Source organism: Kribbella sindirgiensis (assembly GCF_004331435.1).
Lineage (GTDB): Bacteria > Actinomycetota > Actinomycetes > Propionibacteriales > Kribbellaceae > Kribbella > Kribbella sindirgiensis.
Window position 1 is genome coordinate 178,010 of record NZ_SJKA01000008.1, and the last position, 14,225, is coordinate 192,234.

Below are 14,225 nucleotides of genomic sequence, written 5' to 3' on the forward strand. Positions count from 1 at the left end.
GGATGCTACTTGCGACGAAGTGCGAAGCGCTCTTCCCACCATCGCCGCCACTCGTCCAAACTCCACTCCTCTTCGGGTTGGACAGAGCGAGTGACGCCGCTCCGCATCGCGGGCGATGCCTCAAGCATGTGCTCCATGAACGGGACCAGGGCGTCTTCAACCTCGACGTCCAACGCATCAATTTGTTGCTGCCACTCGAGCCAGTCGTCTCGGTGCGAAGGGCGCGAGAGGACCTCAAGCAACGCCAGGCGCTTCTTCGGCGGATGGGCGGTCTTCACGGGCACTCCGAAATACTGCTCCAGAACCGCTCGCTCGTCGCGCGTTGGTTTGGCGCGGCCAGTCTTGAGCGCCTGCAGCCGTACAGCCTCTATGTGCGTAGCGGCCATGACTTCTCCGAGAGTCCCGCCGGGTCGTTTCAGCAGTTCACTCGCATCGACTGCGTCTGGCGACGATTCTATTTCGCCGTCTCTTCCGACGATCAGTCCAGACTTGTCGACGACGCCGCGGGTTGCTGACTCGAACCAGCGCATCTGGTCATGAAGCGCATCCAAAGCCTCGAGCCTGTCCCAGTCGTCCGGCTCGAGCCGAGAGCCCGTCGTTAGCCCGTCCGGGGGCGCTGCCTGCCTAATGCAGGAAGCTTCCAACCGGCGAAGACTCTCGCCCACATCGTCGCTACCAGCCGTGCCGACATCGCCGAGGAACCGAGCGAACGTGTACATCGGGACAGTCGCGGCGGCGCGCAGGAAGATGCCTGTCGGGTGGCGCAGCGTGGTGCTGTTCTCATCGGCGACGAAGGTGTACTCGTCCGCGAGGGCTACGTCTGTAGTCAGCGGAGCAACGCGGACCCACCAACTGTCGCGTTCGAGAACGACCACAAGTGCGTCCTCGCCTCGCCAGGACAATCGCCACAGCTGTGCCGGGGCGACGTCGGGCCGCCCAGCCTCATCGGTTCGAAGCAAGGCCTCTAATTCGCTGGGCAGTGACCAAGCGGCAGCTGCTTCCAGCGCTGCGGACGACACAGGCTGAGCATCCAGCTCCTCGAGCATGGCGCTCAGTTCGTCGCGGTCCTGAGCGGACATCGCTTGCCGGCGCCGCTGGCACCAGGGACAGCCTGCGAGGTGCTCCTCGGCCGTCTGACTCAGCGCGACCCCTGCGAGCTCGGCGTCGCCAAGGTGCGCCCAAGCGGCTGCGGTGGGCGAGCCGAGCCGGTTTCGACGCTCATTCATTGCCGACGGGCAACCTATTCGTAGCCACCCTCACCTCCCTCGCACGGTTGCAGTCTGCGTCTCGTCGGGGTCGTCGCCATGCTGTCCCAGCGCTCTCTCCGCGCTCCTGCGAAGACGTTCGCGAAGCCATCTTTGCTGACATCAACCCTTCCGACGTGGACAACACATTCCAGTGGCGGACCAGATGCATCTGTCCGAATCCAGTTGTGAAGATTCCTAAACCAGTTTCCAGCGACACACACGATGTTCCTTCTCTTTGAGACGACTCGCAACGCACTCATCCGCAGACCGGGCCTCCGTGCACGCCGCTACGGCAACGGTCGCGTCCGGTGTCCACATCGTCGCCGCTATCCAAGTTCGCCTCCGGGAACACCTCTTATATGGCGCTTCGCGGACGCCGTCTCCGGCACGTGCAGCGAGGGTCGGCCCCAGTACGAGCGCGACCGCGTTTGGAGACAACGGGCGCGCCAGGCCGTCAGAGGGCGTCAAGACCAAGCTCCGCTCGGGCAGCGTCACGAACCGCGAACGCGATACGCTCCATCGAAGCCTCGCCCATTCCTGCGAGCCGATGTGAGAGCTTGTCCCGGACGCGCTGGCTAACGGCCCCTGCAGTCGAGACCGCCAGCCCGGTCTCCTTGGAGATATCGCGGACCTTGAGGTGAAGCCACGCCAGGACAAGCTTTTCCTTCTCGCTGAACTCCTCGAGTACTGCCCGCGCGATCTCTTCGTCCTCCATAGAGACCCCGACCGCGCCAATCGCTGCCTCAGGCGAGAACGCGTCCGGAACCGCGTCAATTTCGCCGCGGCCGGCAAGCTCGTCGACATCCTCGACTGGCAGCGCCCCAGGGACATTGTTGGGGTCGAGGCTCAGGCGAGCGGCGACGACCTCGGCGAGGTCGACGAACGGAAGTGACCCACCGGCAGCCTCGAGCACGGCCTTCGAAAGAGCGACCAGCGAGGGCCTGTCCGCGACCGGACCTTCTCGAGGCACGTTGGCGCCCCACCGAACGATGGTGACGTCACGCACGGTCCGGGCTGCGGCACGCAGCAGCGCCGGGTCGCCGCTGTACTGCTCGGTGGGACCGTCGACAAGGGCGGCGTTCCCCTCGCCGGGCACCCCGTCGGCGACGATGACGAAACCATCGTCGTCCTTGAGTAGACCCCGAAGTCGACGGATCAGTTTCCCGATGACCGTTCGGCGGCCGCTTGCGCGCATGTAGTTGCGGAGGATGACGGTGAGCTTCCGCTCCAGGCCAGCGTTATCGCTGACCGTTGCGGCCAACTCGACCAGCCTCGGGTAGTTCTCGGCGTGCGTCAGGTACTCGTGTGCCGCCTCATGCGCCGCGTCCGGGCCCCATTTCGCGTAGCCCTTGGGCGGCGGGAAGCGGTATCTCACACCGACGATGAGGACGCGCCGATACAGCAGCTTGGCGAACTCCTCGCCGAGTTGGCCGGAGCGCAGTTCCTCAAGCGCGGTCACAGCGGTCCCTCCGTCCCGGTCAGTGCCTGCAGCACCCTCTCCCACGTCTTGGCGTCGATCTTCCCGAGCACGTCTACATCCTCGTCGGCGAAGTGCACCCACGGCACGTGGTGGCGCTTGAACACACGCCACCACCCTGGCTTGTCTAGCTGGAGCTGCGGCTCCGGCGGGTGAGAGACAGCCCTCGGGCCGCCCGCTCCGACGTTGCTCGTACGGGTCACCACTTGAGCCATCCGAGTCACCTCGTCGACCGAGACGACCAGAACGGGGTGGTCTCGGTCGTCGGTCTCGTCGTACAACTCGTGCGGCATCCAGTACGCGGTCTGGATCGCCGGGCGACGCACAGGGACACCTAGTAGCGACATCGCTGGCACCTCCTCGGTCGGCCCAGACACGCGGCACGCCTTCAGGCGTGCGACCGATGTTAGGCCACCGAGCAGACGGGCAGGCGCACCGAACCGCTGTCGAGGCCCCACAAGACTCCCCGCCGTCCGGGCGTTCCCCAGGCGGGTCATGAAAGTTCGGGCCGGACTTGGACAAGACGGCGCGGTCCGCCATCCCCAGTCGATGTGACGCGCCGAAGACGGCGCCCCAACCAGGAAGGACCACCAGCGTGAGTACCGAGGCCAAGCCCGACGAGCAGGGCGGCAACAGCGGCCACGACCACGACGTCGTCGTCACGATCGCCGCCCCCAACAACGCCTCCCGCGCCTTCAAGGTCGACCTCCACGACCGTGTCGACAAGGTTGCGCGCGAGGCCGTGCGCATCTTCGTGCGCGCCCACGAGATGGAGCAGATGGAGTGCAGCCTCGTCCTCATCGTCGACGGCACCGCGAGCACCCTCGACGACGCCGCCCGTCTCGAGGAAGCCGGCGTGCGCAAGCACTCCCGCCTCGCCCTTGTCCCCAAGCAGCCGAAGACTGACGGGTGAGCCTCCACCCTCGAGTGCTTCGAGACCTCCTCGAGGCCGAAGCGGACGTCGCACGGGAGCGCCTCGGCGACCGCGTCACGAACATCAGCGTCGGCGCCAACAACGTCGAGGTTCACTTCATCGCGCACGGTGTCGAGCGCCGGATGCGGTTGACCGGCGCCGACTACGACCGACGCCCTCTGTCGCTGTCGTTCGTCGACGAGACGGGCAACCCGCTGCCCGCGGAGGGGTGGCCGCCAATCACCACGGGCGGGCACCACCCTGTCCTTGGCACGCCGTGGACGTGTCTGCGCGGCACGCTGGAGTACCACCTGTACGCGGGGCACACCGCCGCCGCGGACAGCTGGGACGCCAGTCGCGCCGATCTCCGCGTGCCTGATGTGATCGAGCACGTCCTCCAGAGGTGCACGGCATGAGCATCACCAAGCCCCGGCCGACGCGCCGGCTTCTGCTGCTCACCGCCGCTGTCCTCGAGGAGGCGGGCACGTTCTTCGAGGCCTGTGGCGTGCACGGCTGCGAAGGCACCGCCCTCATCGCCGGCACCGTCAGCGAAAACAGCACCCTGCGCGGCGACACCCTCGTCATTCCCGACCAGGCCTCGACCGCGGCCCCGCACGTGTCGGTGACGGTCACCCCAACCGGTGACCTGGAGCTCCTGACCGCACTGCGCCCCGAGCAGCGGTACTTGGCGCGCATCCACAGCCACCCGGGCCTCGCGTTCCACTCCCGCACGGACGACAACAACCCTGCCTTGACCCATCAGAGCGCCATCTCCATCGTCGCGCCTTTCTTCGGGCTCGGGCTACGGCACGGGCTCGACGCGGGCGCGGTGTACGTGCGCGAGAAGGGCCGCTGGCGCGAACTTCCGGCAGGAGGCCCCGAGCGTGAGACGTGGGTGAAGGTCAGTGAGTGAGCGTGACCCCCGCGTCGACCTGAGCGACGAGCTCCTCCCCGAACACGCTGTCGCTGCGGTGCAGGCGCTCGACCATGTCGGCGTCGTCATCGTCCCCGGCGGCTCGCCCGCGGCAGCCCTGACGGCCGCCGCCGCGCTCGTACTCCTCGCACGCACCCACGCGCATGTCGACGTATACGGTGACGCAGCCCTGCCGCACAACCCATGGGGTGTCGTCACCCTCTCCGAGCTCCTCACCAGCCTCGCCGCAGTCCGGCCGATCGCGCAGGCCGAGCCGGAGTGCACTCTCACCATCAGTACCGGCACCGCCCCAGGCGCCGACCGCTACATCGCTCCGGCCGCGTGGACCGTCTCTGTCACCGATACCCCGAGCGCGCTCGCAGATAACCCGGCGGACGGCATCGAGATGGCCGTCGCGCCGTACGGCGGCATGTTCGCCGCCGCCATCGTGGCCGCCGACCTGTTCTGCGACGCGCTCGCACCGCTCGGCCTGCCCGTCGCACCTCGGCGCCCGACGTTCGTTTGGAACCTGCTCGACTACACCTACGAGTCCGCGCCCGCGAGCAAGCTCGGACCGCCGGTCTGGGCGCCAGTGCTATTCGGCGGGTGCGGGTCGGTGGGCTCGAGCGCGGCGGCAGCGCTCGCATGCGACGACCTGACCGGGATGAACGCCGTCGCGGTCGACGGAGACGACTTCGACCCCGTCCGGAACACGTTCCGCTATCCCGCGGCGACCAACCGTATGGCTCGAACCGCCAAGGCGAGCTGGGTTAGCGACATCCTCGCGGCCGCCGGCGCCACCACCGACCACCTCGTCGGACCTATCCGCAATTGGACGACGAGTCAGCCCGCCCCCGGGTTCGACGGCATCGTTGTGTCGTCCGTCGACGATGTCGACGGACGGTACGAGGTCGCAGACCTCCTGGCCCGCACGACACTGTCCGCGGCCGTGCGCGCCCTGAGCTTCCACATCCAGCGCGAACACCTCGGCGACGGGCTCCGCTGCCCGTTCTGCGACTTCGTCACCGCCGCCTCACCCCTCGCGCAGGCAGCAGCCGACGCTAAGCTCACTGGTCTCGGCGAGCAGCGGATCGTTGAGCTCCTCCACAACGACACCGGCCTAGAGCAGCAGGACATCAACGAGATGCTCAGCGCCGGCAAACTCACTCCCGAGACCGCTCAGGGCCTCCTCGGGGCCCGCCTCGCCGACCTGCGGAACCGGCTCTATGCCCAGGCCGCCATTCCCGCAGCCGACCCGAACGCTGCGCCGCCTGCCCCGCTCTCGGCGCCGTTCGTGTCCTGGGCCGTTGGCGTGCTACTCGCGGCCGAGGTCGCCAAATACGCCCGCGGCCTCGCCTCGGTGAACCGACGCGTAGAGGTCGACCTGCTGGGCTACCCCGGCGACTTCGTCCACATCCGCCCTGCCGATACCACCGGGCGTTGTGCATGCGCCCGCGCCATCCGGACCCGCTGGATGCACGCTCTCTATCCAGACGCCTTCACCAGGACCGCGAGCTAGGTCGCGCCGGGGCTCTCCCAGACCCGCCGAACAACACCAACCAGCAGGAGGACCTCATGCCGAAGTCGACCCGCAACAACGAAAAGCCCTAGACCTCGTCCGACAAGGGCGAACTGCCCAGCTTGGCGAAGACGAGCGCACCGGCCCGCGTCATAGGTCTAAAGATCGGCCGCAGCGAGAACGCCGTCCGCTCCCAGACCCAACGGCAAGGCACATTTCTGAAGCCGACGAACCAATCGCCTTACAACCGGACGACGCCGCCGTCCCGTCCCCACCATTTCAACCCGAACCGGGCCTACCTCGACTGGGCGCGCGTCCAGAACCGGTTCGTCGAATGACCTCGTCGCGAACCGCACATCCCGAACGCTGTCTCGGTGCGGCGCGGACCGGCCCCTTAACTTTCAATCACGCGGAAGGCGGAAGCTTGAGGAGACTTGGTGGACCATTCTTCGTGAGTCCAACTGTGGATCGTCCATACGCGCCGACTACAGTGGCGTGCGTGAGCGTAAAGAAGGCAACAGCTAGTGCGGACCAAGTTACGCTCGCGGTTGACGAGTTCGTCCAGCTGGCAGCATTGGCGGCCTCCAGCGACAGCCCAGCGGCTCCCATCCTGCTCCGCCGGCTGGCGCGCCGATACCGCACCGAAAACGGGCGGGCCGCCGAAGAGCTCGTCACCATCCTTCGGGCAGGCCCAGTCCGGGGTGCAGCAGCGTCGACGCCCGACCCGGTCGATGTCGACTCCCGTCTCCCGTTGCTTCGCCGCGAAGAGCCGGTCGCGATGCGGGTGAGCCCAATCTACGACGACGCGCTCTCCGCCGCGATCCAGCAGATCATTGCCGAGCACCTCCGCAGCGAAGCTCTCTACGCCGTCGGCCTCGCTCCCACGCGCACTGCGCTCTTTGTAGGTCCTCCCGGTGTCGGCAAGACGCTAGCCGCCCGCTGGATTGCCCAACTTCTCGACCTTCCGCTGCTGACACTGGACCTGTCCTCGGTGATGAGCAGCTTCCTCGGGCGCACTGGCAGCAACATTCGTCGCGTGCTCGACCACGCGCGAGCCAACCATTGCGTCCTGCTGCTCGACGAACTCGACGCCATCGCGAAGCGGCGCGACGACGCCACCGAGATCGGCGAGCTCAAACGCCTCGTCACCGTACTTCTCCAGGAGATCGACCGCTGGCCCGAAGGTTCGCTGCTCATCGCGGCCACCAACCACGGCGACCTCCTCGATCCGGCGGTGTGGCGCAGGTTCGAGGCTGTGCTTGAATTCCCGCTGCCGACCGCCGCCGCGCGGGCCGAGGCCGTTCGTCAACTGCTAGCCGACGAGTGCGTCGATCCTGTGGTGACCGAAATGGTGGTCGCAGCCTCCGATGGCAGCTCGCTCAGCGCGCTCGAGGGCGACGTGCTGGCCGCGCGTCGCCTTGCCGCCATTGGTGACCTGGCCCTCGATGAGTCGCTACTGGAGATCCAGAGGGGCCACATCGAACGACTCTCCCAACCAGAGCGCATTAAGCTCGCGACCCGTGTGCTGAGTCAAACCAGCATGAGCCAGCGTCAGGTGTCGCGGCTGACCGGCGTCAGCCGCGACACCCTGCGCAAGCGCGCGGACGATGGAGGCACCGATGCCCAGTGAGCCTCGATACTTCCTCGGCTACGGCGAGCGACTGACCGGCCGCGTCCCGCCCCCGCCCGGCGGGCGGGGGACCGAGCCGCCGTACACGCTCGAGGAGGCTGTCGAGCGGCTCGCACCCCGGCTCGGCGAGACCGTGGACCGCCTGGACGAACTACCGGCAGCAGCATGCCCGCGCGAACAGGTAGTTGCAGTGATGACCATGCACCCTCAGGCGGTGGCGAAGTCGTACTTCCCCGCCCAACTGCTGAACCAATACGGACTGTGGCACGTCGGCAGCCGGCCCGTTCTGGTCACGCCGGAGCAGTGGACTCGCCAGGACGAAGTCGCCGCCACACCATCGACGGACCTGTTCATCGCCGGACGGCGCGAGTCATTCAACGCGTTCGCCCAGGCGCTACACACCTTGGACACCGCGGTGCCCGAGGGCCTGCGCCGGATCGAGGACATCCATCCATTCACTGTCGCTGAGCGAGTTCGCGGCCTCGATGCGCGCGACAGCATAGCCAGGACGGCCTACCTTGAGGTCGTCCTGCACGCCGCTGACACCGGCGATGACGGATATATCGTGGAAGCGTTCGCCGAGTACGCTGACCAGCTCGGAGTCGACGCCCGCCTCGGCATGCGCCTCTACGCCGGCGGACTGTGCTTCATCCCCGTCGTCGCATCAGTGGATCAGATCGACGGACTGAGCCAGTTCTCCTTCCTGCGCGTCGCACGACCGGTCAGTCGCATGCGCGACATCGCGACGCCCATCGAACGCTCTGTGCCCTCTCCTGACCTTCCCGACGTCACTTTGCCCACGGAAGGACCCCTCGACCCGGATTTTCGGGTTGCCGTGTTCGATGGAGGCCTCGCTGACGGGTCGCCCCTCGCGCCGTGGGCGGTTGGTCACGACACCGATGGGGTCGGCAAACCAGTCGACACCTTCCTCGGACACGGCCACGAGGTCACCTCTGCCCTCCTGTTCGGCTCGCTCGCACCCGGAGCGGAGGTCACCCGGCCCTACTGCACCGTTGACCACTTCCGTGTCCTTGACGACAGCACCGAAGCGGACCCATTCGAGTTGTACGACGTACTGGGTCGCATCCAGAAGGTCTTGAGTGACCGCCGCTACGAGTTCTTCAACCTCAGTCTCGGGCCGCATGTCCCGACCGAGAACGACGAGGTCCATCCCTGGACCGCTGTGCTCGACGAACACCTCGCCGACGGTCACGCATTTGCCAGCATCGCCGTCGGCAACTCCGGAGCGACATCCGAGCCGCGCATTCAGGTTCCTAGCGACTGCGTGAACGGCGTCTCCGTTGGAGCCGCCGACAGCACGGGCGCCGGGTGGACGCGCGCGCCCTACAGCGGCATCGGTCCCGGACGCAGCCCTGGAGTCGTGAAGCCAGATCTCCTGAACTTCGGCGGATCCGCAACACAACCGTTCCTTGTGATCGACCGCGATTCCGCGCCGTCACTCTCGCGTACCAGCGGGACCTCCCTTGCGGCGCCGAGCCTGCTGCGCCAGGCCGTAGGGCTGCGCGCGCACTTCGGAAGCCGGTTGAGCCCGCTGGCGCTGAAGGCCTTGCTTATCCACGCTGCCGATCCGCAAGAGCTCCTCCGACACGAGGTCGGCTGGGGTAAGACACCTTCCGACCTCGACGAGATCGCCGTGTGCAGCGACGGCATGGTCCGCGTCATCTACCAGGGCGAGTTGAGCCCCAGACAATTTCTGCGAGCCGTCATTCCCACACCTGCCGCCACGATGGCTGGCTTTGTCACCCTGCGGGCGACCTTCTGCTACGCGACGCCAGTGGACCCGCAAGACCCCGGGAACTACACACGCGCCGGGCTCGAGGTCACCTTCCGCCCACACGCGGAGAGGTTCAAGAAGGACGACGCTGTCGACCCGGCCCCCCATACCTTCTTCAAACGCACGGAATTCGATCCAGAGCATGACCTCCGCAAGGATGCACAGAAGTGGGAAACCATCCTGCATCATGAGCAGCGGTTTCGCGGAACAAGCCTCATGCGACCCGTGTTCGACATCCACTACAACGCCCGTGAGGGCGGTGGTGAAGCTAGGCACGCGCCGCGCATGAGATACGCCCTGGTCGTCGACGTGCTCTCACCACGGACACCCGACCTGTACGACCGAGTCAGCGCCCTCTACGCCGGCCAGCTAGAGGCACTGGTGCCCCTCGTCGACATCCCGGTCCAGGTACAGACGTAGCCGCACCGATCCGAACGTCGAATTGTTACGTTCAAGGCAGGACTGTGGATCCGGCCTCCCTACATCGTCGGCCGCCGACCCGAGCCCTGCCGTCGACCACTGAGCCCACTCCCGTTCTCCGTTCCTCCAGCCCGAGACTGATCAGTCGAATTGGTGGATCTCTCCCACATGTGTGTCGTGCAGAAGGCTCTCAACTGTCCATCCGCCACACGCGGGCGCGGATGCTCCGTCGACTCAAGCATCTGGATGACGCTCCGCGGCATGACGACCAGCTCTCCACAAAAACTTCGCGCCACCCGTACGGCCAGGGTGCGGCGACGGGTTGCTCCGCTTACAGCTCTAGACAGGCGCTAGCAGCGCCGGGCGGCTCCAGCTCTCCAACCCGCGGCGGCTGCAGGCGAGGCGACGACGCGTCATGTCCGGCTGCCGCCCCCGCGAACTCACGATCCGCCGGAGCGAAGGCGGGCCGGATCCTCGATCACCTTATCCAGGACGTCCACCGCTCGTGAACTCAATCGCGGTCTAACCAGATCGCCCGAGCCTTGACCACGAGGAAGACCAGGATTCAATTACTGACCGCCGAACACAGGTCAGAAGCTGTCACACATCTGGCATCCGAGGCGTATCACCAATCTGCAACGCGTATTTCGAACCGCCCGCGGGCCGCGCGTTGAGTAGTTATGGATGACCTACCACCTCCGTTCGGACACGATCTGAGCGCGCGCCAACACGTCTGTGAGCATTGCGGCGACACCTACACCGTGGCCAGATCCGACCAGCGCTTCTGCTCGGATCGCTGCCGCCTCCGCAACTGGCGAAGCCGTCGGCGAGTCCGCTCAGCAGAGGCAATCGAGGCCGATCACGTCACCGTGCTCCTCGCGGAAGTCGACCGATTGCAGCACCAAGTCACGGAGCTCCAGCAGGCCAACGCAACGCTCCGGGAGGCACTTTCTCAGGCACAGAAGCGCTTGATCACCGCGATGCCGTGGCCTCGGCGGGTCTATGGATATTCGGGCTGAATCGGCCAAGCCTGGCGAGCCACGGGGACCGATTCCGTCCCGGCCTTTGCGCCCAGTGAAGCAGCTCAGGTCCAGCGGGATGTTGGGTGCGGTGGCCCCACCAGTTGCCCGCGACGCGCGCCGGTTCGGATGCAGCGCCGGAGCAACCGGCGGCGGCAGACTTGGAGTAGCTCGACACGTCCACTGCAGAGGACTGCAGACACGCGACCGCCCCGGAGGCACGATCATCGGAGGGTAGGAGACGAAGAATGGAGCAACCTGCCGACCCGTGGACGGCATTCGACTACGCCGTTGTCGACGTCGAGGGCAACGGGCAGCGGCCACCGGATCTGGTTGAGATCTCGATTGTCGCGATCAAGGACGGCTTGATCGGCCAGCCGCGGAGCTGGTTGGTTCGCCCGCCTCGGCCGATCACTCCGATGGTGCGACGCTTCCACAAGATCACGGACGACCATGTCGTCGACGCTCCGGCCGTTGCCGGCATCGAAGCAGAACTGCGCCGGGCACTGAGCGACAAGGTGTTCGTTGCCCACAACGCCGGCGTCGATCTCGCGGTGCTCGACCGCGAACTGCCGGGCTTCCAACCCGCTCGCGTCGTTGACACTCTCAAGCTCGCGCGCCGGCTGCTTCCGGGCCGCGACTCGTACAAGCTCGGGGCGCTCGTCGACGCGTTCGGGCTAGCCAGAGGCCTTCCGGCCGACCTGGTGCCGCACCGAGCGACCTACGACGCGCTGGTCTGCGCCCGGCTCCTGTCGCATTTGGCGACGTCTTCCGGCCGCGAGCCGCTCACATTCGCCGAACTGCTGGATGCCACAGTCGGCAAGGCCGCAACAAACAACGCGGCGGATGGGGCAGCCGCGACCCTCTTTTGAACCGGTGCGTACAACTACTTGTATCGATGCCACAGTTCGTTGGCGCCCGATCTGAGAGTAGCCAGCCGGTGCGCGTGGACCTTGGCGATGTCGGGGCGGTTGCGGAGGTCGGTGATGACGCTGGTGACTAGGACCAATTCGCGGATGCGGCGGAGGGTCGGCCAGGAGAACAGTGTGGTGACGTCCAGGCCGTAGGTGGTGGCTAGGGCTTCGTGGTCTTGCGTCGCGCCGAAGCGGAGGGCACTGACGGCGGCTACGACTAGGTCGTAGGCGAGCGGGCCGATGCTCGTGCCGTCGAAGTCGCAGAGGACGAAGCGGCCCGTGGGTTCTCGCAGCAGGTTGCCGATGTAGGCGTCGCCGTGGAGCAGACCCATCTGAAGATCCGGAGTGAGTGCGCGGTAGTCGGCCTCAACATTGGCCCACTGCTCGGTGAGCCAGGCGTGGTCGTCGGCGGTGAGGCCGTCGGCCATGGCGAGGCGGCTGCGGGCGCTGCTGAAGGGGTCCCATGGTTTGAGGTTGGGCATCGGCTCGAGTTTGTGCCAGCCGAGTAGTGGTGCTGCCAGCGCGGCGCCGGTCCACGTGGGGTTGCTGCCTTCGAGGAGATGCCAGATGGTGGCCGAGTAGTTCTCGAACAGGACGGGCTGGGTCAGATCTGGAGCGAGCCTGACGGCCGGCGCATCGTGCTGCTCTAGCCAGGTGGCGATTCGTGCGACGTGGTCGGCGCGTTGGCTGGCGAGGTCGCCTGCGCCGAACCTGACGACGACGCCTTGGTTGGGCAGTCGGTACACGGCGTTGTTCGTGTACTTGATGAGTTCGGCTTCGTCCGGGAGAAGGCCTGCTTCTTGGCAGATTCCCTTGAGGGCGTGTTTGAGCCGCTGGTCGAGCTCTGGGGACAGGTTCGTCATGCGGTGAGGGCCTTCGGCGCGGTTGTGCGGACGGATTCGAGCTGGTGGAGCAAGTCCAAGGCGTCGGAGCTACCGGAATGGTGTGAAGCTGCGGCGCCGATCTCCGCGAGGCGGCTGAGGCCACGGCCACTGCGGAGGACTTGGGCTTCGTTGATCACATCGCGAGCTACCTCGACGCCGGCGTCCAGTTCGTTCGTACGCAGCAGGTTCGTCGACAAGATGATCCGGTCGAAAGTACGGCTGCGGCGCGATCTGTCGGATCCGGACTCGGTGATGGCCTGTTGCGCGAATTCGACGGCGCGTACGGCATACTCGCGGGCTTGTGTCTCGTCCTTTGCGTAGCCCGACAGCGAGTTGTACACCAGCGCCTGGTGCCCGGTGTAGTCGCCTGGCGTGAAGTACAGCGTCGTCCACGGAGACACTCGGCTTTTGTCGGCACGACCCATCTCATGCTCCGCACGAGCGAGTGCGTCGAGGACGTGATCGTGCTTGCCGAGCATCGCGTAGGCGAGCGCTTCGTTCGCGTGCAGTCGTGCGACCTCGGCCGGATCGCCCGCGTCCTGTGCTGCGAGCTGGCCAAGCTGGAGCATCTTCAGTGCCTCGACTGGTTGCGCTTCTTGCATGCTGACCCGACCGAGCCGGTACAGGATGGAAGCGGCGAGCGAGGGTTCGTCGGCGTCTTTGGCGAGGACGAGAGCGTTCATCAGGAAGCGTCGGGCTGCTGCTTGATCGCCGATATCGTGGAACGACCAACCGAGCATGCTGCTGAAATCCGCCAGAGACACCTTGAGGTCCCGGTGGGTGCATTGGTCCGCGGCCGAGTGGATCATCCGCCGTGCGTAGCCATAGAAACCGCGGGCCGCGTCAACCGCTGCTCCCCCGCCGTAACGCTGATCGAGCTTGCGGAACTCCAGGGTCATCGACGCTACTTGCTCGACGTCAGAATTGGTGATCACAGCCGGTGCCGCGGCCACACTGTTCGGCAACTCAGGCAGCCACTTCCGTGCCTGGTCATTGACTGAACCGAACGCGACGCTCGCAACAGCGCCGGCGAAGTCCCGGCGATCGTGGCAGGTCAGTTCACTCGACTTGTCGCCCTCCCCTTCGCCGGATGAGCTGTATGCGAGCCCCATCCGTCCGCGCGGAATCTCGAACGCATCGGCGACACGCTCAAGGACGTCGTACGCCTTCACCTGGCGGCCGTTGAGGATCTCCGAGACCTCACCCTGGGATTGACAGGTGCGGGCTCCGATTTGTGTCTGACTCCAGCCGTGCCGCTGCAGCCAGCGAAAGATGCCCGCCACGTCACGTGACGCCAGGACAGGACGCAGCTCCGCGTGATCCCACCAAGAGGAGTCGAGCTGCGGCTGCGGTGCCGTCATCGTCACTCCTTGTCTCTAGGCGGCTCTGTGAAGTTAGCCCGACCGCATCCGGTGCGTCTATCGGCCCGGCCGATAGGTCGGCTCGATGAGCACAGCCTGTAGTGGTTGCCACCGTCACAGCGCCATGGTGTGG

The 14,225-nt window shown here is 66.3% G+C and carries 12 protein-coding genes; 7 read left to right on the plus strand and 5 right to left on the minus strand.

The window, feature by feature from the left end:
- Positions 1–5: 5 nt before the first annotated feature.
- The 3 genes from E0H50_RS24185 to E0H50_RS24195 all read right to left on the minus strand — a co-directional run bounded on the left by E0H50_RS24185 (position 6) and on the right by E0H50_RS24195 (position 3,101).
- The gene (locus tag E0H50_RS24185; RefSeq protein ID WP_131292375.1) at positions 6–875 is read right to left on the minus strand and encodes a hypothetical protein; all 870 of its coding nucleotides are present in this window, start codon (positions 873–875) and stop codon (positions 6–8) included.
- An 826-nt stretch (positions 876–1,701) separates the two neighbouring features.
- The gene (locus tag E0H50_RS24190) at positions 1,702–2,706 is read right to left on the minus strand and encodes a hypothetical protein (protein ID WP_131292377.1); all 1,005 of its coding nucleotides are present in this window, start codon (positions 2,704–2,706) and stop codon (positions 1,702–1,704) included.
- A complete protein-coding gene (locus E0H50_RS24195; RefSeq protein WP_131292378.1) occupies positions 2,703–3,101 on the minus strand; it encodes a hypothetical protein in 399 nt (132 codons plus the stop codon). Before E0H50_RS24195 ends, E0H50_RS24190 begins: the two co-directional genes overlap by 4 nt.
- A 218-nt stretch (positions 3,102–3,319) precedes the next feature.
- Here E0H50_RS24195 and E0H50_RS24200 point away from each other — a divergent pair, with 218 nt between their 5' ends.
- The 7 genes from E0H50_RS24200 to E0H50_RS24235 all read left to right on the plus strand — a co-directional run bounded on the left by E0H50_RS24200 (position 3,320) and on the right by E0H50_RS24235 (position 11,805).
- A complete protein-coding gene (locus E0H50_RS24200; RefSeq protein WP_131292380.1) occupies positions 3,320–3,637 on the plus strand; it encodes a hypothetical protein in 318 nt (105 codons plus the stop codon).
- Between the two features lie 14 nt (positions 3,638–3,651).
- Positions 3,652–4,053, plus strand: a complete 402-nt coding sequence (locus E0H50_RS24205) for a hypothetical protein (protein WP_131292382.1) — start codon at positions 3,652–3,654, stop codon at positions 4,051–4,053.
- Positions 4,050–4,550, plus strand: coding sequence for a Mov34/MPN/PAD-1 family protein (locus E0H50_RS24210; protein WP_131292384.1), 501 nt, complete (start codon positions 4,050–4,052; stop codon positions 4,548–4,550). Before E0H50_RS24205 ends, E0H50_RS24210 begins: the two co-directional genes overlap by 4 nt.
- A complete protein-coding gene (locus E0H50_RS24215) occupies positions 4,543–6,069 on the plus strand; it encodes a hypothetical protein (protein ID WP_131292386.1) in 1,527 nt (508 codons plus the stop codon). The genes E0H50_RS24210 and E0H50_RS24215 overlap by 8 nt, the downstream gene beginning before the upstream one ends.
- Before the next feature lie 499 nt (positions 6,070–6,568).
- Complete coding sequence (locus E0H50_RS24225) at positions 6,569–7,699, plus strand: AAA family ATPase (RefSeq protein ID WP_202868306.1); 1,131 nt, start codon at positions 6,569–6,571, stop codon at positions 7,697–7,699.
- Positions 7,689–9,914 (plus strand): S8 family peptidase, encoded by a 2,226-nt coding sequence (locus tag E0H50_RS24230; RefSeq protein WP_165547279.1) that lies wholly within the window; start codon positions 7,689–7,691, stop codon positions 9,912–9,914. The genes E0H50_RS24225 and E0H50_RS24230 overlap by 11 nt, the downstream gene beginning before the upstream one ends.
- Before the next feature lie 1,267 nt (positions 9,915–11,181).
- Entirely contained in the window at positions 11,182–11,805 is a 624-nt protein-coding gene (locus E0H50_RS24235) for a 3'-5' exonuclease (RefSeq protein WP_131292389.1), read from the plus strand.
- A gap of 14 nt (positions 11,806–11,819) precedes the next feature.
- Here the strand turns inward: E0H50_RS24235 and E0H50_RS24240 are convergent, their stop codons facing one another.
- Positions 11,820–12,710 carry a phosphotransferase enzyme family protein gene (locus tag E0H50_RS24240; protein WP_131292391.1) on the minus strand — a complete coding sequence of 297 codons (891 nt, stop codon included), beginning with the start codon at positions 12,708–12,710 and terminating at the stop codon, positions 11,820–11,822.
- On the minus strand, positions 12,707–14,092 hold the full coding sequence (locus E0H50_RS24245; protein ID WP_131292393.1) for a helix-turn-helix domain-containing protein: 1,386 nt from the start codon (positions 14,090–14,092) through the stop codon (positions 12,707–12,709). Before E0H50_RS24245 ends, E0H50_RS24240 begins: the two co-directional genes overlap by 4 nt.
- Between the last annotated feature and the right edge of the window lie 133 nt (positions 14,093–14,225).

Excerpts from the sequence above, each read along its gene's own strand:
- E0H50_RS24230 (WP_165547279.1), top strand. The coding sequence starts at position 7,689 with ATGCCCAGTGAGCCTCGATACTTCCTCGGCTACGGCGAGCGACTGACC.
- E0H50_RS24235 (WP_131292389.1), top strand. The coding sequence starts at position 11,182 with ATGGAGCAACCTGCCGACCCGTGGACGGCATTCGACTACGCCGTTGTC.
- E0H50_RS24240 (WP_131292391.1), bottom strand. The coding sequence starts at position 12,710 with ATGACGAACCTGTCCCCAGAGCTCGACCAGCGGCTCAAACACGCCCTC.
- E0H50_RS24245 (WP_131292393.1), bottom strand. The coding sequence starts at position 14,092 with ATGACGGCACCGCAGCCGCAGCTCGACTCCTCTTGGTGGGATCACGCG.
- E0H50_RS24210 (WP_131292384.1), top strand. The coding sequence starts at position 4,050 with ATGAGCATCACCAAGCCCCGGCCGACGCGCCGGCTTCTGCTGCTCACC.